Origin of the sequence: Brucella anthropi ATCC 49188 (genome assembly GCF_000017405.1) — a bacterium.
GTDB classification, from domain to species: domain Bacteria; phylum Pseudomonadota; class Alphaproteobacteria; order Rhizobiales; family Rhizobiaceae; genus Brucella; species Brucella anthropi.
This window is the reverse complement of the sequence record NC_009667.1, coordinates 2,466,605-2,488,669: the sequence shown is the minus strand read 5'-3', so window position 1 is coordinate 2,488,669 and position 22,065 is coordinate 2,466,605. Positions and strand designations below refer to the sequence as shown.

Genomic DNA, 22,065 nt, shown 5'->3' with positions numbered 1-22,065 from the left:
ATTTCAAGCATAATCTTATCGATCCTCGTTTCACTCCGGTCGGATTATGCTCTAACCCACCGAGATGGGCGTGGTCGGTTCGAGCACCAGTCTGCCATCATCCAGAATATCGAGCCGCAGAGAGCGATAGCTTTCAATGCTCAGATGGGATGTCTTTGGGGAGTGCGGATGCGTTGCGGTGACCACGACAACGCTCGCACCGGCAGTTTCTCCGGCAACGATACCGGCTGGCGCATCCTCGAACACAAGGCAATTGTGCGGATCGAAACCAAGTCGTTTCGCGCCAAGCTGGAAACATTCGGGGCTCGGCTTGCCACGCTCTACATCTTCGGCGGAAACGATGGTCTTTGGCATCGGCAGTCCTGCCGCGGCGACGCGGCGGGTAGCAAGTTCAAGTGGCGCCGAGGTCACGATTGCCCAACGGTCTTGCGGCAATGAACTGAGAAAGTCATACGCGCCGTCGATAGGTGCAATGCCGTCCAGATCGGCCATCTCGGCCTGAAACAATATCTCTGCCTCGCGGATCGGGTCCACGCCCGGCAGAGCAAGGCGGCGGACGGTTTCGACTGCCCGGACACCATGGATCGTCGGCAGGAATGTGACTGGATCAATGCCATGACGTATCGCCCATTCGCTCCACACACGTTCGGTCGCTTCAATGGAACTCAATATCGTACCGTCCATGTCGAAAAGAAACGCATCGAATGATTTGCCGAAAGGGGAAAAGGAGGTCACGCTGAATGTCCTTTAACTACGCAGATGAGAATCGGGAGAATGCTTCCGTGATTGATCATAATGTTTATTGGGTGAGAAGACAGTCTTTGGAGCAGCCAGAGTCCCCACATCGGGTATGAAAATTCGCTTCGGCTCACTATATTGAGGAGCGACTGCAATATTGGCGAAACTTGATCATTTCGATCAATTGTGGCTTTTGGCACCCTTCCGAATTCAAATAAATGCCGAAAGCGCCGATTGCGACTGAATCGCATTCTCAGGATTGTTGTATAAATGACTGAAATAAAATCAAAAACACGCAACTATCCGGATGTGCGCTTTGCTGTTGCGCCCATGATTGACTGGTCGGACAGACATTGCCGCTACTTTCACCGGCTCTTTTCGAAGCAGGCATTGCTCTATACTGAAATGGTCGTGGCGGATGCCATCATTCACGGCCCACGCGACCGGTTGCTGGGTTTCGACACTGCTGAACATCCTGTGGCGCTGCAGTTAGGCGGTTCCGATCCGGTGAAGCTGAAAGAAGCTGCGAAGATCGGCGCCGATTACGGCTATGATGAAATCAATCTCAATGTCGGTTGCCCGTCGGATCGCGTGCAGTCAGGTACATTCGGAGCCTGCCTCATGCAGACCCCGGATGTGGTGGCGCGTTGCGTCTCTGCAATGAAAGAGGCCGTTTCCGTGCCCGTTACCGTCAAATGCCGTATTGGCGTTGACGATCAGGATGTGGAAGTTGCACTCGATACTTTGGCCGATCTGACACTTGATGCTGGTGCTGATGCGCTTTGGGTCCATGCCCGCAAGGCCTGGCTGAAAGGACTGTCGCCGAAGGAAAACCGCGAGATTCCACCGCTCGACTATGATCGCGTCTATCGCCTCAAGGCGCGGCTTGGTGATGTTTTCGTCGGCATCAACGGGGGGATCAATACACTGGACGAAGCAGAGCAGCACTTGCAGACGGTCGATGCGGTGATGCTCGGTCGCGCCGCTTACCATAACCCCGAGATTTTGGCGGAGGTGGATGCGCGCCTTTATGGCGGCGATCAGGCAGATACCTCGATCGCTGATATCATCGATGACATGTGCGCTTACACTGATCGCCATATCGCGACAGGCGGCAGGCTTTCGCATGTGAGCCGCCATATGGTCGGGCTTTTTACCGGACAGCCGGGCGCGCGGCGCTGGCGGCAAATCCTTTCGACAGACGCCACCAAGCCGGGCGCAAACAGCGACGTGCTGCGTCAGGCCTATGCCGTCGTGACTGAAGCGGCAGCAGAAGCTGCTTAGAATACGTTTCGATCTGATTGGATCAGATCGGCGCTCTCAGTATTTGTTTTGACGCGCATCTTATCCGAAAACCGTTTCACACTTTTCGGGATGCGCTCTAATCAATCAGAATAAGCTGGTCGCCGCGGACAGTGAACCCGCCGAGGGTTTGCAGGAAGTTCATGCCGAGCAGGCTGCCTGTCATCAGGCCTTCCTTCGTCACCATGGCGCGCACATTCTGGCGTTCGATATCGCCAATCTGCAATGTAGCAATATTGATGACTGCTGCACTTGCCGTGCCATTGGCCGTCATGATCGGAACGGAATAGTTGAGCGAGGCCGTGTCTATGCCCGCGCGCTCTGCATCTTGTTGGGACAGGACGACCGAAGATGCGCCGGTATCGACCAGAAAGTGAACGCGTTCGCCGTTTACGCGCCCGTTGACCTCGAAATGACCGTTTGCAGCCTTTGCAAGCGTGACAGTCAGGGCACCATCGGCATTGCGGCCTGAAATAGGACTGCCGGGGATTAGCCCGGCCGTGACCCGGCTCGCGACATCCTGCAGCTCATAACGATACTGGTAGCCAGCGACGAGACCGAGGATAATTACGGCCCACATGGCCATATTGCGCGCGAAGTCGGTCAGCTTGATGCCGGAGCCGAGCAAGCCAGCGGCAAGCACGACGCCCCAAATGCCCAGATAGGCTGCGCGGGCAAACACGTCATTGTCCATGCCAAGCGTTGAGCCGCTGTCATTGTTGGACATCAGCAGCAGGACAACAATCGCGACTGCCGCAATAATGAGCCAGAAAAAGCGCCCCATCAGCCAATTCTCTTTTCTACAATAATCTCATGCCTGTCGGCGAGAAGCGCCCAGACGGCCATTCGCTCTTCTGCACTCATGCTGGACCAGCGTGCGATTTCATCCAGCGTCCGGGCACAGCCGAGACAGAAGCCGGTTTCCGTATCTATCGTGCAAACCAATATGCACGGGGATTCGATGGTTGTCGTGTCCATGAATGCAATGTGGTTGCATCAAAGGGCCATGACAAGCCCGGCGAGGACGGCAACCGAACCGATCTGCTGCGCCGCGCCTAGCGTGTCACCCGTCTGCCCGCCGATTTTTGCGATGCAAAGTCTGGCAAAGCCGAAAAGCAGACCCGTCGCCAGCACAAGCGCATTGATGAGCGAGAGAAATCCGCCCGCTGGAATGAGCGTGAAGACAAGAAAGGCCAACCCAATCCCGAAACCGCAAACTACGGTCTCCCATTGTGGCTGGCCAACACTGTCAGACAGTCCACCGGGACGCGCGGAAGGAAGGGCGTGCCAGAATGCCAGCATGCCTGATCGGCTTGCCGCCTCGCAGCCGACCAGCGCAAGTGCTGCGTATCCCGCGCCTGCGCGGTCGATGATTGTCATCAGTAGAGCCGCTTTCAAACCGACGAAGACAATCAGCGTCAGCGCCGCGAAAGTCCCGATGCGGGAATCTTTCATGATATCCAGCCGACGATCAGGCGAAGAAGCACCGAAGAAACCGTCAGCAGTATCGCCCAGACCGTCTTCATGGAGCGCGCCGGTCATCGCCGCCAGAGCGCCAATTGCGAGCATCGCGCAGGCAAGGGGTGGCAGGTTCACTTTATAGGCCATGAAAAGCACCGCGCCTGCCAGCAGGCCCAGAACCGCTCCCGCGAGCGGAAAGGCACGGGCATTGCGCGGCAACGAATCATCGCCATCCTCGAACCATCTCTGCGGAAGCGGCAGGCGGCTTAGAAAGCCCAGACTCCGGATCGTGTCGCCAATGAGACTATTTCGCTGCAAGTGACTGTTCCACTTTGTTTCCCGAAATGGATTTCCGCGATAATTCGCCTCAATGTTGCTTCAACTCAAAGAGGTGATTTGAAAATTCGCGTCAGTGCTTATAGGACGAGCCCAACGAATTTACACCTCCCATCATTGATTGGACTGAACTTATGAGCGCCAGCGGCCTACCTTTTGACGATTTCCGAGAATTGATCCGAAATCTACCGGGGCCTGATCTCGGAGCGGAAAGGGCCGTTCGCGAGCGTGAGGCTACACTAACCAAGCCCGCCGGTTCGCTCGGACGCATGGAAGACATCGTGGCATGGCTTGCCGCATGGACTGGCAAGCGCACACCGCAGATCAATCGCCCGCTGGTCGCGGTGTTTGCTGGCAATCACGGGGTTACGGCCAAGAACATCACGCCATTTCCGCCAAGTGTCACGGCACAGATGGTCGAGAATTTCGCCGCCGGTGGCGCAGCCATCAACCAGATCTGCATTGCCAACGATCTTGGGCTAAAGGTTTTCGATCTGGCGCTGGAGCATCCAACCGGTGACATTACCGAAGAACCGGCCATGGATGAGCGCACCTGCGCCGCGACTATGGCTTTCGGCATGGAAGCGATTGCCGGTGGAACCGATCTCCTATGCATCGGCGAAATGGGTATCGGTAATACCACGATTGCCGCAGCGATCGCGCTGGCGCTCTTCGGTGGTACGGCGGAAGACTGGGTAGGGCCGGGCACGGGCTCAACGGGTGAACTGCTGCAGCGCAAGCTCGCCGCCGTTCGTCAGGCCGTAGCCCTCCATCAGGCACACCTGCAGGACCCGCTGGAAGTGCTGAGCCGTCTCGGCGGTCGTGAAATCGCAGCCATGGCCGGTGCAATTCTGGCGGCGCGCATGGAGAAAATTCCGGTCATCGTCGACGGTTTTGTGGCAAGCGCTGCCGCAGCTGTTCTCTATGCCGCCAATCCGGAAGCCATCGACCATTGCCTGTTTGGCCATGTTTCTGCCGAGCCGGGCCATCGCAAGCTTCTGGAGAAGATGGGCAAGCAGCCGCTTCTTGATATGGGAATGCGCCTTGGTGAAGGAACCGGTGCGGCGCTCGCAGCCAGTATCGTCAAGGCGGCAGCGCTGTGCCACAGCGGCATGGCCACGTTCGAACAGGCTGGAATATCCGGTTCGAAATAACGGTCACCGCATCGTCAAAAAGCCCGCCATTTGGCGGGCTTTTCTTTTAAATCAATAGCTTAAAAACATCAGTTGTTGTCTTTGTCGAGCACCATGTAGTCGAGCGGCAATTCGGTGGTGTACTTGATCTGCTCCATGGCGAAGGACGAAGACACGTCGCGAATTTCGATCTTGCTGATGAGGCGCTTGTAGAAAGCGTCATAAGCGCCGATGTCCGGCACGGCTACACGAAGCAGATAATCCACATCACCGCTCATGCGGTAGAATTCGATGACTTCAGGGAATTCCTGAACCACTTCAGAAAAGCGCTTCAGCCATTCATGGCTGTGGGAGCTTGTGCGCACCGATACGAACACCGTCACCCGCGCATTGACGCGGATCGGATCGAGAATGGCGACACGGCGCTTGATGACGCCATCTTCTTCAAGTTTCTGGATGCGGCGCCAGCATGGCGTCGTGGAAAGGCCAACTTTCTTGGCAACGTCTGCCACCGCAAGTGTCGCGTCTTCCTGCAATAAGCGCAGTATCTTCCTGTCGAGCCTGTCCATGCGTTTCCGTTCCCGGTTTTAGAAATCGTTTCCCGAACTGTGCGAATAGGTGAAACGTCATACCTTATGGTTCGCAATGATCCGAAGTTACAGGAAAAATATTCTGATGAAAACGAATGGAGTAAAAATTATTTATCGTCTTGGATGAGGTCTCGCACTTTTGCCTGAAGAATGGGCACAACTTCAGCATCGAACCATGGATTTCGCTTGAGCCAGCCGCTGTTGCGCCAGGATGGGTGCGGCAAGGGCAGGGCGATTCGACCCGCCGGATTGGGTGTCTCCAAGAAATACCGCCAGTTCCTGACGGTTTCAGTCAGATTGCGGCCCCGATAATCGGGCAGGTGATAGGCAAGAGCGTATTGTCCTACGACCAGAATGAATTCCAGCTGCGGCATTGCCGCGAAAACACGGTCATGCCAGGTCTGGCGGCATTCGCGGCGCGGCGGGAGATCACCGCCATGCTTGTCATAGCCGGGAAAGCAGAAGCCCATCGGGACGATGGCAAAGCGTGACGGATCATAAAACTCCTCTCGTGAGACGCCGAGCCATTGCCGCAGGCGATCGCCGGACGGGTCGTTGAACGGCAGGGAGGTGTTATGCACGCGAATGCCGGGAGCCTGACCGCAAATGGCAATTCTCGCTGTATCCGAGACGATGCAGACGGGATTGGGCTCGTGCGGTAGGGGCGGCGGAAACTGCGGTGTGTCGCGACAGATACGGCAAGCCCGGATCGAGTGACTGAGTTCGTCCAGTTTTTCCATGAATACTATCAGTTTCGGGGCAGGATCATTTCGATGAAGGTTCGAATATGTTCCCTAATATAGGTAAAGCCATCGCCGATTACAGCCAGCAACGGTTCGCGGCCGGACGGCTGTTCAATTTCAAGATCGCGATGGTCCTTGCGCCATAGGGACGGTTGCTCAAACTGACCGGCCCAGATACCGCGCCGGTTGCGGCGGGCGTCGCGTTCCTCGCGCTGATAATCGCCGTAGGAGACGGCCCAGCCCTGTTCAACCATCCAGCGATTGAGGTCGGTTTCCCCAAGATAACAGCGCGCCAGGTCGCGATTATACTGATCTCGTCCCTCTTTCTCGCACCGAATCGAGGACTTCCCGATTCTGGCCCGCAAGATGTTGCGGGCTTCCTTGCCGCAATCGTAAGGGGTTTCTGCCCGAACACACTGCTGTTGCATCTCCGGTGCGTCGATACCCTTGAGACGTATATGTTTCTTGCTGAGAACGACAGTATCGCCATCAATCACATAGACCGGCCCGTTCAATGCCTCTTTAGGCGCTGATTGGATTGGCAGATAGGTGATAAGCACGGCTAAAAAAGAAAATAGTAATATAGTCAATAAGATACTGCGAAAGCTTATGCTGTTGCTTTTGCGAGCCGGACGATAGGGACGTCTGTAAGGGCGACGGTATTTGCTCATAGATAGCTTCGCGACTCCCCGGCATCCTTCATTTTGCGCAGACTGCGAGCTCCGGTCGCTGACGTCAACAAGAGCAGATTGTTGATCGGAACAACAGTCAGTTTGTTGTCAATTAGCAACAGTCTTTACCGTTGCTTTAGGTTAGAAAGAGCTCAGGCACATTTTGCCCATTTCCCGCCACAAACTGGCGTCACCGATCATGGAAAGGCAGAAGCCACCAAAGTATTGAGAGCTGTCAGGCTCCAGCAGGATAGGCAGGAATGACGAAGGGCGCGTTGTTGCACAGCAAACGGATTAGGAACAGGATCACCCCTGTTCGCGCACCCTTTATTCTTTCCAATGATGGTAAGGCTTTTTTCGGCCAAGATCGGGTCTCAGTCTTGACGAAAACAGCGTGCATTCTGTCCTCTATGAATGTTTCCTCTGAATGTGAAAGACCAGCGTTGTGATGCGTATCCGCAGTTTTTCATATAGCGCCCTTGCTATGGCTCTCGGCTTGGCCATTGCCTGTAACAGCGCCTTTGCTTTCGACCTTAATGACGATTCCGAAAAGTCGAGAAGCCCGTTTGAACTCTTCAAGTTCGGCTTTTCCGCATACAAGAATGGTCACAAGGACGAAGCGATCAAGGCACTGCGTTATGCTGCGGATCGCGGCCATCAGGGTGCGAAGTGGAAACTGGCCCGCATGTATGCCGATGGCGACGGCGTGCCGGAAAATGACTATGAAGCCTATAAGATTTTCGAAAAGATCGTTCGCGAAGGTTCTGAACCGGGTTCGGAAAACGACTCTTATGTGGCTGACGCTCTCGTGGCGCTTGCAGGCTATGTGAAGCGCGGTATTCCGGGCTCGCCGGTCAATGCCAATCCGGGTATGGCACGCAATCTCTATGTGCAGGCCGCCTCGAATTTCGGTGATTCCGCTGCCCAGTTCGAGCTTGGCAAAATGCTGCTCGACGGCGACGGCGGAGAACGCAATTCCATTCAGGCCGCACGTTGGTTCCAGCTTGCCGCCAAGAAGGGTAATGCCGGTGCGCAAGCCATGCTCGGCAACATGCTGTTTCAGGCAGGCAAGACCGTTCGTGGCCTCGCTATGATGACCGCAGCTTTCGAACGCTGCCCGACCGAAGATTGCCCATGGATACGCGATATGCAGGAGCAGGCATTCTCGATTGCCGGCGAAGCGGATCGCCGTAATGCGATTGCACTCTCCAGTGACTACGTCACCAAAGGCGACTTCTGATTTAACTGGAAACGCTATGGTCTTGATTTAGCGTCAGTTCTCAGACCGAAAGCGTTATCGTCACCGGCACATGGTCGGATGGCTTTTCCCACGCACGGACGTGCTTTTCCACATCACTCGATATGAAACGATTGGCCGCCTCCGGCGACAGCATGAGATGGTCGATACGGATGCCGTTGTTCTTCTGCCAGGCACCAGCCTGATAATCCCAGAACGAGTAAATCCCGCTATCGTCGGTTGACGCACGGATTGCATCGGTAAAGCCCAGATTTTCAAGCCTGCGGAATGCCTGGCGCGATTGTGGCTTGAAGAGCGCGTCGCCCACCCACTGCTCGGGATTCTTGGCATCGTCCGGCTCGGGAATGACGTTATAGTCACCGGCAAGCACTAAAGGTTCTTCAAGAGCAAGGCGATCTTTCGCCCAGAGCTCAAGCCGCTGCATCCACGAAAGCTTGTATGGAAATTTCTCCGTATCCACGGGATTGCCGTTCGGCAGGTAAAGTGAAACGACGCGGACAACGCCCTTGTCCGTCGAGTAGACACCTTCGATAAAGCGCGCCTGCTCATCGCCATCGTCGCCGGGAAGACCGCGATTGACCTCATCCGGTGATTTCTTGGACAGAAGTGCGACACCGTTGAAGCCCTTCTGGCCGTGTGTTTCCACATGATAGCCAAGCGCTTCAATCTCCAGACGCGGAAACTGGTCATCGACCGACTTGATTTCCTGCAGGCAGGCAATATCGGGCGAGGACTCCTTCAGCCAGTGTTGGAGGTTCTCGATACGGGCTTTGACGCCGTTGATGTTCCAGGTCGCGATTTTCATATCGCTATGATTATGCGCTTGGGGAGGTGAGGGCAAGCAGGGCGCAATCGCGCGTCACAGCTTTTCATCGGCCACAATTTCGGTATCCGGGGAAAAATCGGCTCAAGACTATTTGTATTGGCGGTTTTGCATTCCTATTTGCTCTGGACAGGAGCCAAACAGGAGATATTCGAATGTTCGACGCCAAGAAACTTCTCGAGCAGTTTCTGGGATCACAAGTACCCGGTACATCGGGAAGTGTCCGCGACAAGGCCGGGCAGGTGACAGACCTGGCAAAGAAGAACCCGCTTGCAACGGGAGCCATTGCCGCCGCCATTCTTGGCACGAAGACCGGGCGCAAGCTCGCAGGCAATGTGGCGACCGTCGGCGGCATCGCTGCCATCGCCGGATTGGGATATCTTGCCTACAAAAATTACAAGTCCGGTCAGGCACCGCAGACGGCTGAACAGCCGGTTGCGAAGGAGCCCGAGCTTCTTCCTCCGCCCCCAGCCGATTCTCCGTTTCACCCGCAATCTCCCGCTATGAGCAACAGTTTTGCGCTGACACTCGTGCAGGCGATGATTGCCGCCGCGAAAGCCGACGGTCATATTGATGATGCCGAGCGGGCTCGCATCATGGAGAAGGTGAAGATTTCCGGTCTTGATGACGAGGCGGAAGCCTTCCTTGAGAAGGAGCTTGCCGATCCCGTTGATCTCAATGTTCTGGTTTCAGCCGCGCAGACTGAGGAGCAGAAGGTCGAGCTTTATACGGCTTCGCGTCTTGCAATAGACCCCGATAACAGGGCTGAACGTGGATATCTGGATATGCTGGCTGGTCGTCTCGGCCTGCCGGATGCCTTGGTGGATCACATCGAAGCGACGGTCGCTTCGGTAAAGGTATGAGGCCGGTTGTTTTCCGGCAGCCATGAAAAAACCGGCCGCCACATGGCAGCCGGTTTTAAATCTTCTATTCGCGTATTCGCGCGCCCGTCAGATGGCGAAACTGGTTCCGCAGCCGCAGGCCGAAGTGGCGTTCGGATTGCGAATCTGGAACGACTGTCCCATCAGATCATCGACGAAATCGATTTCTGAACCATCCATATAGGGAACCGAAATGGAATCGATCAGCACCTTGGCGCCGAGCTTCTCGATGACGATGTCGTCGTCGGTCTGCTCATCAACCAGATCGTATTTATAGGAGAAGCCGGAACACCCGCCGCCCTCGACAGAAACGCGAAGGGCAGTCTTTCCCGGTTCCGATCCGAGAATCTTGGCGATCCGCTTTGCTGCGGAATCTGAAACGGTAATGCCTGTCATCTGCCTTGTTCCGTTTGCAATTGCGAATATCGAACCGGGTGATTTCTCCAGATTTCCGATAGCCGCATACTTGCCTTCATGATTAGCTGATAGCTATGAACGCGAACTGCGGAAGTCAATATTCGCACCAGTTTTGTGTAATCATATTACAGTGAAGGATGCATCGCAATGTCGCTGGAAGGAATAGGCTTCGGTTATCGCGAACGCGCGCCCTATGCCTGTGATCCTGCACGGAGCCGTGGTCGTCTGGTGCCAGAGCCGGAAAGCCCGACCCGCACGCCATTCCAGCGCGATCGCGACCGTATCATCCATTCCACAGCATTTCGTCGTCTGAAACATAAAACGCAGGTTTTCATCGCTCATGAAGGCGATCATTACCGCACGCGGCTTACGCATACGATAGAGGTCGCCCAGATTGCGCGTGCGTTGGCGCGCGCATTGCGGCTCGATGAAGATCTGGCCGAGGCGGTAGCGCTTGTCCACGATTTTGGCCACACACCCTTTGGCCATACGGGCGAGGAAGCGCTCAACGATCGCATGAAGGCGTTCGGCGGGTTCGACCATAATGCACAGTCGCTCCGGATCGTGACCAAGCTCGAACATCGATATGCCGATTTCGACGGGCTTAATCTCTCGTGGGAAACGCTGGAAGGGCTGGTCAAGCACAACGGGCCGCTGTTGGGCGCTCATGCAGCACATCCGGATGCCGCTGTTCCGTTGCCGATCCTCGACTTCAATGAACGCTATGATCTGGAGCTCACGCGGTTCGCCAGTCTCGAAGCGCAATGCGCGGCGATTGCCGACGATATTGCCTATAACGCTCATGACATCGATGACGGCTTGCGAGCAGGGCTTTTGAGCCTTGATGCGCTTGACGAAGTACCGTTGACAAAGCGGTTGCTCGATCTCGTGCGGACGCGTTATCCCGACCTTGATCCCGTGCGAACCGGACATGAGCTGGTGCGCAGGCAGATCACCATCATGGTGGAAGATGTGATCGAAGAGGCCCAGCGCCGTCTGGCAGCGGCAAAGCCGCAGAGCGTGGAAGATGTGCACGGCCAGTCGCATGCACTGGTGGCGTTTTCCGATACCATGCGCACCGACGAAAAAGTGCTGAAGCGATTTCTGTTCAAGAACCTCTATTTCCACGACAGCGTCGTGGTGCGCAGACATGCCGCCGACAAGATATTGCAGGACCTTTTTGATACCTGTTTCGCCAATCCGTCGATCATGCCGTCAGAGTGGCAATCGGGCTGCGAGACGCTGGATGAGGCGGCGCGGGCGCGGCGGGTCGCTGACTATCTTGCCGGGATGACTGACAATTATGCCGTGCGAGAACACCGACGATTGTTTGACCACACACCCGATTTAGCTTAATCGGGGGCCAAACGAAGCGGCATCTATCGGCAGTTTGACCGGATTCCGTACAGGATTAGAGCATTTCCAGCAAAAGTGCGAAGCGGTTTTGCGTAGGACAATGCGACAAAACAAAGCCCGGCGTAAGCCTGACAGGACAGACCATGAATATCTTTGCAGATTTCGACGCACGTATCAAAAAGACGTTGCAAGATATTGATCTGAAACCGAAAGACGGTGGCGATTTAGACCTTTCGCGCATCGGTGTCGAGCCACCGCGAGATTCTTCCCATGGTGATATCGCAACCAATGCTGCGATGGTGCTCTCCAAGGCTGTCGGTCAGAACCCGCGTGAACTTGCCGGTCGCATCGCCGAGGCTCTTGCCTCGGATGCCGACGTCGAAACGGTTGATGTCGCCGGTCCGGGCTTCATCAATCTGCGTCTGAAGGCCACTTACTGGCAACGCGAACTCTCGGCGATGCTGAATGAAGGTAAGGATTTCGGTCGCTCCAAACTTGGCGCAGGATCGAAGGTCAATGTCGAATATGTTTCGGCAAACCCGACGGGCCCGATGCATGTGGGCCATTGCCGCGGCGCAGTTGTGGGCGATGTTCTGGCCAATCTGCTGAAATTTGCAGGCTATGATGTGGTCAAGGAATACTACATCAACGATGCCGGTGCGCAGATCGATGTGTTGGCGCGGTCCGTCATGCTGCGCTACCGTGAAGCGCTCGGTGAAAATATCGGTGAAATTCCGTCTGGTCTTTATCCCGGCGACTATCTCGTTCCGGTCGGGCAGGAGCTTGCCAAGGAATTTGGTTCGAAGCTTCTGGAAATGCCGGAAGCCGAAGCGCTTGCTCTCGTAAAGGATCGCACGATCGATGCCATGATGGCGATGATCCGCGCCGATCTTGATGCGCTCAACGTGCACCATGACGTGTTCTTCTCCGAGCGCAAGCTGCATGTTGATCACGCACGGGCGATTCGCAATGCAATCAACGATCTGACGCTCAAGGGCCATGTCTACAAGGGCAAGCTGCCGCCCCCGAAGGGTCAGCTTCCGGAAGACTGGGAAGATCGCGAGCAGACATTGTTCCGTTCGACGGAAGTGGGTGACGATATCGACCGTCCTCTGATGAAGTCCGATGGCGCTTTTACCTACTTTGCAGGCGACGTGGCCTATTTCAAGGACAAGTACGACCGCGGCTTCAACGAGATGATCTATGTGCTGGGTGCCGATCATGGCGGCTACGTCAAGCGTCTGGAAGCGGTCGCAAGGGCTGTTTCCGACGGCAAGGCGAAGCTGACGGTGCTGCTCTGCCAGCTGGTCAAGCTGTTCCGCGATGGCGAGCCTGTGCGCATGTCGAAGCGGTCAGGCGAATTCATCACGCTGCGCGATGTGGTGGATGAAGTCGGCCGCGATCCGGTTCGTTTCATGATGCTTTACCGGAAGAACGATGCGCCGCTGGATTTCGATTTTGCCAAGGTGACGGAGCAGTCGAAGGATAATCCGGTCTTCTACGTGCAATATGCTTCCGCGCGTTGCCATTCGGTTTTCCGTCAGGCTGCCGATCAGCTTGGTCTCGCCGATCTCGACCGGGTCGGTATGGCTGCGCATTTCGACAAGCTGACCGATGAGAGCGAAATTGCACTCGTTCGCAAGCTCGCCGAATATCCGCGTCTGATCGAGGCTGCGGCCATTCATCAGGAGCCGCATCGGCTTGCTTTTTACCTCTATGATCTCGCCAGCGCGTTCCATTCGCAGTGGAATAGAGGCACAGAGAACCCGGACTTACGTTTTATTAAGGTTAACGATCCAGACTTGTCATTAGCCAGGCTAGGGCTGGTACAGGTTGTTTCCGATGTGCTGACTTCCGGATTGACGATAATCGGTGCGGATGCTCCAACGGAAATGCGCTAGAGTATAGTTCGAAGGTGAAAGCCTTTTGAGATGGATTATACTCGAAGAATGGTCTCCGCAGCTCACGGGCCGCACTATGTGGTTCGAGATGACTTCGGAGGTCAGGCGACTGTCACGAAGCTTTTCAGGTCGAAAGACTGATTGAAGGCAAAAGTTGGCAAGTCGAACAGGTGGAAGGCCATAATGAACGCAAGTCATTGGTCTTCCTTCTGGCGCAGGAAACTTCCGTCAACTTTTGCCCACATTGCCTCGCTACAAAGCAATGTATGGAGACGTCTTGCGACGTCCAGGGTTTGAGTTAGGAACACGCTATGACGGACAGCAGTGCAAATCCCCGTAATTACGGCGAGCGTCCGTTGCACGAAGACGATCCACTGATGGAACTGTCGCGGATCATGGACTTCGGCACGCCTGCTGATGACAACGTCGCTTGGAATGAGCGCCGACCTAGTTACTTTGAAGATAACCGGACAGAGCCGGGCTTCGATCCATCGCTGGATCTGGAGCGCGAATTGCTCGGTGACTTCAATGATTATTCTCAGCCTACGGACCCGTCACAGTTCGCAGCGACCCCTGCACAAGATGATTCTCATCTGTTGGATGAGCCTCTGATTCATGAGGAAGAACTTGCTTCGGCTCTGGAAGACGAGCTTGATCTTCAAATGGATGAAGATGAGCAGGCGCCCGAATTAGAAACGCCCTCATTCGAAGCACTTGAGTTCGAAGAAGCTGACCGCACTGAACCTGTGCCGCAATTCGACTACAGTGATTATTCGACTGCACGCGATTCGAACGAAGAGACCTATGCCGCATCGTCGTCGGTCTACGCTCGCCGGGAAACTGTCGAGCCGCTTCATGTCGATCAGACCGATTACGATCCGACCATCTATCAGCCAGCCATAGAGCCGCATCAAGAGGCTTATCAGCCTGCGCGCGATCATGACTGGAACGTTCAGGCTGTTGAGCCTGCCGAACAGTCCTATGCCACCGCTGCGCCGGTTTCGCTTGAGGACGAGCTGGAAAATCTCCTTTTCGGCGATGAGCCGCAGCCAGTGTCTCACGACGAGACCCGGTTTTCCCATGTCGCGTCCCATGTCGCGTCCCATGTCGCGCCTGCAGAGGAGCCCTACGTCCACCACGACGTGGTGCCGGTGCAGAATGTTGGATATCAAGACGAGACCGAGCTTGCAGATTTGCATTTCGATGATCTGCAGCTCGATGAGCCGGCTTACGATGCTGCACCACAGACGGCTGCACCCGTTGAAACCTATGCGCCTCAGCCTCAGGTCGTGCCTGCAGGATATCCGTACTATACGCGGAGCAATTTCTCCTCGGGCATCGCAGGGCAGGACGCAGTGGCGACAGCCCCGCAGGCCGACTATGCGCCGGTTACAGAAACTGCGCCTTCTCTTGGCGACGACGACGATTTCTCTTTCGACGACGATTTTTCGTTCAATGTTGAGGAAACAGCCGCTGCAATCGCTGCTGAAGGAACCGAAGACGACCTTTCGGAGCTGGATGAAATCAGCCTTTCGGAAGATGATTTCGGTTTCGAAATGTCCGGCGATGTTTCCAGCATTCAGGATGAGAACGCTTTCAGCGAAGATGATTTCTTCACGGAAGATGATCTCGATCTGAGCTCGGAACCTGAAGAAGAAGCCACCGCCTACGCACATGCGGTGCGTCCGGACGACGATTACCGTTCTTCATCGACTTCGTTCCAGCAGTTCGGCGGTGCTCATACGGCTGCGGTCAGCGCCCCGGCGCCCGAAGTCGAAACCTTGAGCGTGGCCGAAGAAAAGGTTGAGCAGACGCATTCCCTCGATTTGCCGGAAATCAACTACGGCGAAGAAGAAACCAACGCCGGTTTGACTGATCTCGAAGCCGAATTCGCCGAGGTCTTCAACACGGTTGGTGTGGATGAATCGGCAAAAACAGACGCACAGAGCGAAGCTGACAGGGCTTTTGAGGACATATTCCGCGAAAGCGCTTCGAGCTATCTGCCAAACTCCGGTGCCAGCCTTGGTGCTGCTGTCGGTGCTGCAGCAGTGGGTGTCGGCGCTGCCGCAGCTGCGGGAGCGTATGGCCGCTCACAGGCAACAGCCCAGGCGCCAGCACAGCCAAAAGCCTCCAATCCGTTGGGCAATGAAGACGACTTCTATAACCATTGGGCAGCCCAGGGTGCACAGACCCTTGAAGGAGGCGACTTTGGCGAACGCGCTGCGATGCAGGCGGACGATGATCTTGGCAGCGCTGCCGAAGCTTATCGTAATCGCCCGGTTCGTGGCCGTCGTGGTCTTATTCTGGCCAGCGTGGCCGGTGCGGCGGTGCTTCTTGGCGGGATCGGCTATCACTTCCTCGGAGGTAGCGGTTCCGGTGAGCCGGTCGTGATTCGTGCCGACAATCAGCCGATCAAAATGCAGCCGGAAAATCCGGGCGGTGCCACGGTACCGAACCAGGACAAGGCGGTTTATGACCGCGTTGCCGGTACGCTGCCGAACAATCCGGAACAAAAGTCTCTGATTACTTCCGGTGAAGAGCCAGTGGACATTTCCGGCACGGATGACAGCGAGAACATGGCGGACAATACGCCTGACGAGCCGCCAGTGACGAATAATGCTTCGGCCGAGAATCAGAACACGAACCACAATGCGCCATTGGTCCAGCCGCGCGAAGTGGAAACCATGATCGTTCGTCCAGACGGCTCTATTGTCCAGCCTTCTCCGGCTCCGCAGGAAACAGCCTCGCAGCTGCCACCAGCAAACACTGCTCAGCCGGCGGCTCCCGCCGGTGGTGATGAAATTGCTGCGCTGGCCGCTGGCAACGTACCGGCAGAACCGGCTGCGCAAACACCTGCACCGGCTCCTGTGACACAACAGCCTGAGCCGGCTGCGGAAGCGCCGCGTCTTCCTGTCCGTGCTCCGGTGGTGCCATCACGGCCTGCTGAACAACCGGTCAACATCGTCGGCAATGTTCCGCAGCGCACGCAGGCTCCGGCTGCAACCAATCCTGCTCCGGCAGCGTCGCAGGTTGCATCGGCAGCAGGTGCAGGCGGTTATTTCATCCAGATTGCTTCGCAGCCATCTGCCGAGCTGGCACAGAAGTCCTATGCCAATATGGCCCAGAAGTATGGCAGCGTAATCGGTGGCCGCAGCGTCGACATCAAGCGTGCCGACATTCCGGGCAAGGGCACCTACTATCGTGTCCGCGTTCAGGGTGGTTCCAAGGAAGATGCATCCGCACTTTGCGGACGCCTTAAGTCCGCTGGCGGCAGCTGCTTCGTAACGCAGTGATTTGTCGGACATTGAATATGGAAAGGGCGGCCTCGGTCGCCCTTTTTCATGGGTGCGCCGAGCATGGCGCGTGGTGCGCAAGCATCGCTCGACCGGGATGGTATCCGTTCGATGACTTGGAGGTGAAAGTCCTCTACGGGCCCTGGTGATGGGAACCGTTAGCCGAACAGCAAGGGCGTTGTCGTAAGGCGGGGTCTGAAGGAAGCTGTAAGCAAAGTGCCGGCCTGACGAACAGGAAGCGCATAAGAGGCAGTCGCATCAGGGCAAGGGGGCCCATTTACCCAAAGCCCGATATCACCCGGATGATGCGGCTGTAGATGCGACAGGTATATGGCATGAAGGTCACGCGTCTTACCTCGGGAGATCTGTCGCCTCGCCACCGGCAACGGTGTGCTACCGCCGCTGAGAAGCGACGGAATAGGGCGGCAGAAGTCAGCAGATGCCGTAGTAGCCGTACCGGACGGCGAAGGGCTGAACATGAAGTGTCGGATGGAGAACGATCTTTCGATGACGACAGCAGATGCAGATAATGGAGCTGAAACGCCCCATGCCCATGCGGAAGGTAGTGGCCGGAAGCTGCGAGAGGATGCCTTGGGCGCATCAAACGTCACGGCAGGATCGTCCAACTCACAACCGAAGGACGCGATGCAACTGATGGAAATGATCGTCAGTCGCGATAACATGATAGCGGCCTTACACCGCGTGGTGTCGAACAAGGGAGCGGCGGGCATCGACAAGATGAGCGTTGGCGACCTGAAGCAGCATCTCGTATCGCATTGGCCGCGCATCAGGGAAGACCTGCTGGCGGGTCGGTATGAGCCAGCGCCGGTGCGCGGGGTGGAAATCCCCAAGCCCGGCGGCGGGAAACGCCTTCTTGGCATTCCCACGGTTCTCGACCGCCTCATCCAGCAGGCGATACATCAGGTGCTGATGCCGATCTTCGACCCAGGCTTCTCCAATTCCTCTTTCGGCTTTAGGCCGGAGCGGAGTGCCCATGATGCGATCCTTGCCGCACGGTCCTATGTGGCCGACGGTTACCGCGTTGTGGTTGATCTTGATCTGGAGAAGTTCTTCGACCGGGTAAACCACGATGTGCTGATGGCACGAGTGGCACGCAAGGTCTACGACAAACGGGTGCTGCGGTTGATCCGCCGTTATCTGCAAGCCGGGTTGATGATGGGCGGGATGACGACAATGCGAAGCGAGGGAACGCCGCAGGGCGGTCCCCTGTCTCCGCTATTATCGAACGTCCTGCTCGACGATCTGGACAAGGAACTGGAACAGCGCGGACATCGCTTCTGCCGCTACGCCGACGACTGTAATATCTATGTGCGGTCAATACGTGCCGGTCAACGGGTGATGGCTTCGCTCACCGCCTTCCTTGGAAGGAGACTGAAGCTGAAGGTCAACGCCACCAAAAGTGCTGTTGACCATCCATGGAACCGGGTCTTTTTGGGTTATACGATGACGTTCCACCGTATGCCCCGCCTCAAGGTGGCGGTACAAAGTGTGAAGCGTCTTCGTGGCAAACTGAAAGCCCAGTTCCGGGCTGGGCGTGGCCGGGCCATTGACGCCACCATCAAGGACCTAGCGCCGATCCTGCGCGGCTGGACAGCTTACTTTAAGCTGGCTGACGTGAAGGGGACGTTCGAGGAAATGGATGGATGGGTTCACCGCAAGCTGCGGGCTACCCTGTGGCGGCAATGGACGAAACCAGCCGCGCGCGCAAGAAACCTGATGCAACGAGGCATAAAGAAGGAGCGTGCATGGATAAGTGCCAGCAATGGCCGGGGACCATGGTGGAATGCCAGAACCTCACACATGCACGAAGCCCTACCGAATGCCTACTTCACCAAAATCGGGCTGATCTCGTTCCTGAAGGAACACCGACGCCTATACTACGCTTCATGAACCGCCGTATACGGAACCGTACGTACGGTGGTGTGGGAGGAGGGCCTAAAATGCCCTCCTACCCGATTCCACTACCAAGCCTTGTTCTTTTCGGTTAAACCGGGGCAGGGTTGTTTGAGTACAGCATTTCCAGACAATTTTGGGGAAGAGCGCATGAAAGAGTGCAAGGCATGGATTGCCGGTGTGTCGGGAACGAAACTGACTGAGGACGAAATCGCGTTTTTCCGCGATGAAAGACCTTGGGGCTTTATTCTTTTTGCACGCAATGTCGAAAGTCTGGAACAGGTTTCCGAGCTGACGGCGCACATGCGCGACCTGACGGGGCGGCACCAGACGCCGGTTTTCATTGATCAGGAAGGTGGACGCGTGCAGCGCCTTCGCCCGCCGCTCGTTCCAAACTATCCTTCGGCCTCGGAAGTCGGTGCGATCTATGCGCGTGATCGCGAAGCAGGTCTGCGAGCTGCGTGGCTTCATGCCCGCCTGCATGCATTCGATTTGCTGAAGGTTGGCGTCAATGTGGACTGCCTGCCGGTTCTGGACGTACCCGTCGAAGGCGCACATGATGTTATCGGCGCGCGAGCCTATTCCAAGAACCCGCAGGCGGTTGCAGAAATGGGGCGAGCTGCTGCTGAAGGCTTGCTTGCCGGTGGTCTGCTGCCTGTGGTCAAGCATATGCCGGGGCACGGCCGTGCGTTTGCCGACACCCACAAGGAGCTGGCGCGTGTCACGGTTCCCCTGAATGAGCTGGTTGCGCATGATTTCGTGCCGTTCAAGGCGCTCAATGACCTGCCAATGGCAATGACGGCGCATGTCGTATTCGATTGCATCGATCCGCAGCGCCCTTCGACATTGTCACCGACTGTCATCAACACGATCATTCGCGATGTCATCCAGTTCGATGGTCTTGTCATGAGCGACGACATTTCCATGAAGGCGCTTTCGGGCGAACTCGGTGACATTGCGGACGGCATCATCGGTGCCGGTTGTGATATGGTTCTCTATTGCGCAGGTGTGATGGAAGAACTGAAGCAGGTTGCAGCGCGTGTGCCGGTTCTTGAAGGCAAGGCGAAGCGTCGTGCCGATCTGGCCGAAGTTTATGCAGGCGATCCCGATCTTTCCGATGAGGACGAACTGCGTGCAGAATTCAACGCCATGTTCGAACTGATAGCGTAATCGTCAAAACTTGGTAAACTGACTTCACCGGCGGACTGATCCGCCGGTGGACCTTATCAGCAGGGAAACGGGTTTGGCGGCATCGGGAGCAGACACAGACGGCAAAGACGGCACGCTCGTGCCGATGGACGCGCTGTGGCAGGGCGATTCCGAGCGTAGCGAAAGTGAACCGTCGCTTCTCATCGATGTGCAGGGGTTTGAAGGCCCGCTTGATTTGCTGCTCCACCTTGCGCGGAGCCAGCGCGTCGATCTCGCCCGTATTTCCGTTCTTGCACTTGCAGAGCAGTATCTGGTGTTCGTGGAACAGGCACGCGCCTTGCGCCTCGAACTTGCAGCTGACTATCTCGTCATGGCTGCATGGCTTGCCTATCTCAAATCGAAGCTGCTGATCCCGAAGCAACAGGGCGATGATGGAGCGACCGGCGAAGAACTGGCTGCTTCGTTGCATTACCGTTTGAAGAGACTTGAAGCCATGCGCGATGCGGCGGCGAAACTCGTCAACCGCAACCGGCTGGGGCGGGATGTTTTTGCGCGCGGTATGCCGGAAATGGTCATGGTGGACAGGACCAGCCAGTTTTCTGGAACGCTGTACGATCTTCTTACCGCCTATGCTTCGCAGCGCCAGCGACAGGCCGTGTCGCAGGTGCAGATTGCCAAGCGCGCAGTCTGGTCATTGAAGGAAGCTCGTGTGGCGCTCGTGCGTTTGATGGGATCGGTGGGCGACTGGATTTCTCTCGATCGCTTCCTGATCGATTATACGCTTTCGCCCCGAGAAAGAGCTTCGGCGCTCGCGAGTTCCTTCGCCGCCAGTCTTGAGCTTGTGCGTGAAGGCAAACTGGAAGTCAGGCAAAACGCTCCTTTCGAGCCGATCTATATCCGGGCGACAGGAGATATCAGCGAATTGGATGAGGACGAGGATGTCTGAGGCGGAACGTCGAAATCTGGCTGAAATCGATAGTGACGACGATCAGATCGAAACGGAAGTTTCTGTCTTGACGCAGGGGCTTGCTGATCTTGCGCGCATTGTCGAGGCCATTGTTTTTGCGTCCTCTGAACCGGTTTCCGAACGCGCATTGGCCGAACGTCTGCCTGCCAATGTTGACGTCGCGCCAGTGTTGAAACATTTGCAGAAAATATATGAAACGCGCGGCGTGCACCTTGTTCAGGTTGGCAGTGCGTGGGCGTTCCGTACGGCACCCGATCTCGCCTTTCTTATGAGCCGCGAAGCTGTGCAGCAGCGCAAGCTGTCCCGCGCCGCGATGGAAGTGCTTGCCATCATCGCCTATCACCAGCCGGTCACGCGCGCCGAGCTGGAAGATATCCGCGGTGTGGAGACCTCAAAGGGCACACTGGATGTCCTCATGGAGACCGGCTGGATCAAATTGCGCGGACGCCGTCGTACGCCCGGTCGTCCGGTCACCTATGGCACGACCGACTCGTTTCTCGACCATTTCGGCCTTCCGGAAATCCGCGATTTGCCGGGACTGGAAGAGCTGCGCGGGGCAGGGCTGCTCTCGGCACGTATGCCATCGAGCTTTGCCGTTCCGGTGCCGAATATCGACCCGGATGAGCTGACAGAAGACGAAGAGCCGCTCGAAGATATCGATCTGGAAAGCCTTGGCTTGCTCGCCCCACGCGGTGAATAGTCTCAGTATGGCCTTTGGAGCCAATTTTATTTGTCGCAAAGCCGTTCACCGTCACACTTCTGTTTGAAAGATTTGTTGAAAGCGCTTAAATCGTAACTGGCATTGCAGGAACATGCCGCGCGTTCGCGGCAATGAGAGGAATAAAATGGGTAGCTTTTCCATCTGGCACTGGCTGATCGTCCTGGCGGTTGTCCTTCTTCTGTTTGGCCGCGGCAAGATTCCCGAGCTGATGGGTGATGTTGCCAAGGGCATCAAGAACTTCAAGCAGGGCATGTCCGACGAAGACGCCAAGGATGACGCGCGGGATTCGGGTCGTACGATCGACGCCAAGGCTGACGAAACCGTCAACGACGTCAAGAAAACCACCAAGTCCTGATCTAACGGATAAAGCATGCTGTGCACGTGCAAGCGCGCGCAGCATATTTTGCCATT

At 56.3% G+C, this 22,065-nt stretch carries 21 protein-coding genes; 12 read left to right on the top strand and 9 right to left on the bottom strand.

What is annotated here, in order from left to right:
• Positions 1-51: 51 nt before the first annotated feature.
• Positions 52-735: an HAD family hydrolase gene (locus OANT_RS12290; protein WP_012092226.1), complete on the bottom strand. Its 684-nt coding sequence runs from the start codon at positions 733-735 to the stop codon at positions 52-54.
• A 273-nt stretch (positions 736-1,008) separates the two neighbouring features.
• On the opposite strand from OANT_RS12290, the gene dusA reads away from it, so the two are divergent.
• Positions 1,009-2,022, top strand: a complete 1,014-nt coding sequence (dusA, locus tag OANT_RS12285; RefSeq protein WP_012092225.1) for a tRNA dihydrouridine(20/20a) synthase DusA — start codon at positions 1,009-1,011, stop codon at positions 2,020-2,022.
• A 97-nt stretch (positions 2,023-2,119) separates the two neighbouring features.
• Here the strand turns inward: dusA and OANT_RS12280 are convergent, their stop codons facing one another.
• The 3 genes from OANT_RS12280 to OANT_RS12270 are packed head-to-tail and all read right to left on the bottom strand — an operon-like array spanning position 2,120 to position 3,819.
• Positions 2,120-2,824: a TIGR02281 family clan AA aspartic protease gene (locus tag OANT_RS12280; protein ID WP_010661227.1), complete on the bottom strand. Its 705-nt coding sequence runs from the start codon at positions 2,822-2,824 to the stop codon at positions 2,120-2,122.
• A complete protein-coding gene (locus OANT_RS12275; RefSeq protein ID WP_012092224.1) occupies positions 2,824-3,018 on the bottom strand; it encodes a DUF1289 domain-containing protein in 195 nt (64 codons plus the stop codon). Before OANT_RS12275 ends, OANT_RS12280 begins: the two co-directional genes overlap by 1 nt.
• A gap of 18 nt (positions 3,019-3,036) precedes the next feature.
• Positions 3,037-3,819: an adenosylcobinamide-GDP ribazoletransferase gene (locus OANT_RS12270; protein ID WP_012092223.1), complete on the bottom strand. Its 783-nt coding sequence runs from the start codon at positions 3,817-3,819 to the stop codon at positions 3,037-3,039.
• A gap of 152 nt (positions 3,820-3,971) precedes the next feature.
• Between OANT_RS12270 and cobT the strand changes: the two genes are divergently transcribed.
• Entirely contained in the window at positions 3,972-4,991 is a 1,020-nt protein-coding gene (gene cobT, locus OANT_RS12265; RefSeq protein ID WP_012092222.1) for a nicotinate-nucleotide--dimethylbenzimidazole phosphoribosyltransferase, read from the top strand.
• Positions 4,992-5,059: 68 nt separating this feature from the next.
• Here the strand turns inward: cobT and OANT_RS12260 are convergent, their stop codons facing one another.
• The 3 genes from OANT_RS12260 to OANT_RS12250 form a co-directional block, all read right to left on the bottom strand.
• Positions 5,060-5,539 (bottom strand): Lrp/AsnC family transcriptional regulator, encoded by a 480-nt coding sequence (locus tag OANT_RS12260; protein ID WP_010661230.1) that lies wholly within the window; start codon positions 5,537-5,539, stop codon positions 5,060-5,062.
• Between the two features lie 128 nt (positions 5,540-5,667).
• Complete coding sequence (locus OANT_RS12255; protein WP_040129336.1) at positions 5,668-6,309, bottom strand: uracil-DNA glycosylase family protein; 642 nt, start codon at positions 6,307-6,309, stop codon at positions 5,668-5,670.
• Positions 6,309-6,974: a thermonuclease family protein gene (locus tag OANT_RS12250; protein WP_012092220.1), complete on the bottom strand. Its 666-nt coding sequence runs from the start codon at positions 6,972-6,974 to the stop codon at positions 6,309-6,311. Before OANT_RS12250 ends, OANT_RS12255 begins: the two co-directional genes overlap by 1 nt.
• A 448-nt stretch (positions 6,975-7,422) precedes the next feature.
• On the opposite strand from OANT_RS12250, the gene OANT_RS12245 reads away from it, so the two are divergent.
• A complete protein-coding gene (locus OANT_RS12245; protein ID WP_010661233.1) occupies positions 7,423-8,214 on the top strand; it encodes a tetratricopeptide repeat protein in 792 nt (263 codons plus the stop codon).
• Between the two features lie 40 nt (positions 8,215-8,254).
• Here the strand turns inward: OANT_RS12245 and xth are convergent, their stop codons facing one another.
• A complete protein-coding gene (xth, locus tag OANT_RS12240; RefSeq protein WP_010661234.1) occupies positions 8,255-9,037 on the bottom strand; it encodes an exodeoxyribonuclease III in 783 nt (260 codons plus the stop codon).
• Positions 9,038-9,210: 173 nt separating this feature from the next.
• On the opposite strand from xth, the gene OANT_RS12235 reads away from it, so the two are divergent.
• The gene (locus tag OANT_RS12235; protein WP_010661235.1) at positions 9,211-9,918 is read left to right on the top strand and encodes a tellurite resistance TerB family protein; all 708 of its coding nucleotides are present in this window, start codon (positions 9,211-9,213) and stop codon (positions 9,916-9,918) included.
• An 87-nt stretch (positions 9,919-10,005) separates the two neighbouring features.
• On the opposite strand, the gene erpA is transcribed toward OANT_RS12235, so the two are convergent.
• The gene (gene erpA, locus OANT_RS12230) at positions 10,006-10,332 is read right to left on the bottom strand and encodes an iron-sulfur cluster insertion protein ErpA (protein ID WP_006471759.1); all 327 of its coding nucleotides are present in this window, start codon (positions 10,330-10,332) and stop codon (positions 10,006-10,008) included.
• Between the two features lie 168 nt (positions 10,333-10,500).
• Between erpA and OANT_RS12225 the strand changes: the two genes are divergently transcribed.
• The 8 genes from OANT_RS12225 (at position 10,501) to OANT_RS12190 (ending at position 22,009) form a co-directional block, all read left to right on the top strand.
• On the top strand, positions 10,501-11,709 hold the full coding sequence (locus OANT_RS12225; RefSeq protein WP_012092219.1) for a deoxyguanosinetriphosphate triphosphohydrolase: 1,209 nt from the start codon (positions 10,501-10,503) through the stop codon (positions 11,707-11,709).
• 143 nt (positions 11,710-11,852) lie between these two features.
• Entirely contained in the window at positions 11,853-13,610 is a 1,758-nt protein-coding gene (argS, locus tag OANT_RS12220) for an arginine--tRNA ligase (protein WP_012092218.1), read from the top strand.
• A 311-nt stretch (positions 13,611-13,921) separates the two neighbouring features.
• Positions 13,922-16,903, top strand: coding sequence for an SPOR domain-containing protein (locus OANT_RS12215; protein WP_012092217.1), 2,982 nt, complete (start codon positions 13,922-13,924; stop codon positions 16,901-16,903).
• A gap of 507 nt (positions 16,904-17,410) precedes the next feature.
• Positions 17,411-18,814 (top strand): group II intron reverse transcriptase/maturase, encoded by a 1,404-nt coding sequence (ltrA, locus tag OANT_RS12210; RefSeq protein ID WP_011982869.1) that lies wholly within the window; start codon positions 17,411-17,413, stop codon positions 18,812-18,814.
• A gap of 153 nt (positions 18,815-18,967) precedes the next feature.
• Positions 18,968-19,987: a beta-N-acetylhexosaminidase gene (nagZ, locus tag OANT_RS12205; protein WP_012092216.1), complete on the top strand. Its 1,020-nt coding sequence runs from the start codon at positions 18,968-18,970 to the stop codon at positions 19,985-19,987.
• A 73-nt stretch (positions 19,988-20,060) separates the two neighbouring features.
• Positions 20,061-20,912, top strand: coding sequence for a segregation and condensation protein A (locus OANT_RS12200; protein ID WP_012092215.1), 852 nt, complete (start codon positions 20,061-20,063; stop codon positions 20,910-20,912).
• Positions 20,905-21,633 (top strand): SMC-Scp complex subunit ScpB, encoded by a 729-nt coding sequence (gene scpB, locus OANT_RS12195; protein ID WP_012092214.1) that lies wholly within the window; start codon positions 20,905-20,907, stop codon positions 21,631-21,633. Before OANT_RS12200 ends, scpB begins: the two co-directional genes overlap by 8 nt.
• A gap of 145 nt (positions 21,634-21,778) precedes the next feature.
• Complete coding sequence (locus tag OANT_RS12190) at positions 21,779-22,009, top strand: twin-arginine translocase TatA/TatE family subunit (RefSeq protein WP_010661242.1); 231 nt, start codon at positions 21,779-21,781, stop codon at positions 22,007-22,009.
• The last annotated feature ends 56 nt before the right edge of the window (positions 22,010-22,065 follow it).

What these genes read in the sequence shown, in the direction of transcription:
- argS (WP_012092218.1), top strand. Translation starts at nt 11,853, where the DNA reads ATGAATATCTTTGCAGATTTCGACGCACGTATCAAAAAGACGTTGCAA.
- OANT_RS12215 (WP_012092217.1), top strand. Translation starts at nt 13,922, where the DNA reads ATGACGGACAGCAGTGCAAATCCCCGTAATTACGGCGAGCGTCCGTTG.
- OANT_RS12275 (WP_012092224.1), bottom strand. Translation starts at nt 3,018, where the DNA reads ATGGACACGACAACCATCGAATCCCCGTGCATATTGGTTTGCACGATA.
- OANT_RS12190 (WP_010661242.1), top strand. Translation starts at nt 21,779, where the DNA reads ATGGGTAGCTTTTCCATCTGGCACTGGCTGATCGTCCTGGCGGTTGTC.
- OANT_RS12280 (WP_010661227.1), bottom strand. Translation starts at nt 2,824, where the DNA reads ATGGGGCGCTTTTTCTGGCTCATTATTGCGGCAGTCGCGATTGTTGTC.
- OANT_RS12245 (WP_010661233.1), top strand. Translation starts at nt 7,423, where the DNA reads ATGCGTATCCGCAGTTTTTCATATAGCGCCCTTGCTATGGCTCTCGGC.
- dusA (WP_012092225.1), top strand. Translation starts at nt 1,009, where the DNA reads ATGACTGAAATAAAATCAAAAACACGCAACTATCCGGATGTGCGCTTT.
- nagZ (WP_012092216.1), top strand. Translation starts at nt 18,968, where the DNA reads ATGAAAGAGTGCAAGGCATGGATTGCCGGTGTGTCGGGAACGAAACTG.
- erpA (WP_006471759.1), bottom strand. Translation starts at nt 10,332, where the DNA reads ATGACAGGCATTACCGTTTCAGATTCCGCAGCAAAGCGGATCGCCAAG.
- xth (WP_010661234.1), bottom strand. Translation starts at nt 9,037, where the DNA reads ATGAAAATCGCGACCTGGAACATCAACGGCGTCAAAGCCCGTATCGAG.
- cobT (WP_012092222.1), top strand. Translation starts at nt 3,972, where the DNA reads ATGAGCGCCAGCGGCCTACCTTTTGACGATTTCCGAGAATTGATCCGA.
- scpB (WP_012092214.1), top strand. Translation starts at nt 20,905, where the DNA reads ATGTCTGAGGCGGAACGTCGAAATCTGGCTGAAATCGATAGTGACGAC.
- OANT_RS12225 (WP_012092219.1), top strand. Translation starts at nt 10,501, where the DNA reads ATGTCGCTGGAAGGAATAGGCTTCGGTTATCGCGAACGCGCGCCCTAT.
- OANT_RS12250 (WP_012092220.1), bottom strand. Translation starts at nt 6,974, where the DNA reads ATGAGCAAATACCGTCGCCCTTACAGACGTCCCTATCGTCCGGCTCGC.
- ltrA (WP_011982869.1), top strand. Translation starts at nt 17,411, where the DNA reads ATGACGACAGCAGATGCAGATAATGGAGCTGAAACGCCCCATGCCCAT.
- OANT_RS12235 (WP_010661235.1), top strand. Translation starts at nt 9,211, where the DNA reads ATGTTCGACGCCAAGAAACTTCTCGAGCAGTTTCTGGGATCACAAGTA.
- OANT_RS12260 (WP_010661230.1), bottom strand. Translation starts at nt 5,539, where the DNA reads ATGGACAGGCTCGACAGGAAGATACTGCGCTTATTGCAGGAAGACGCG.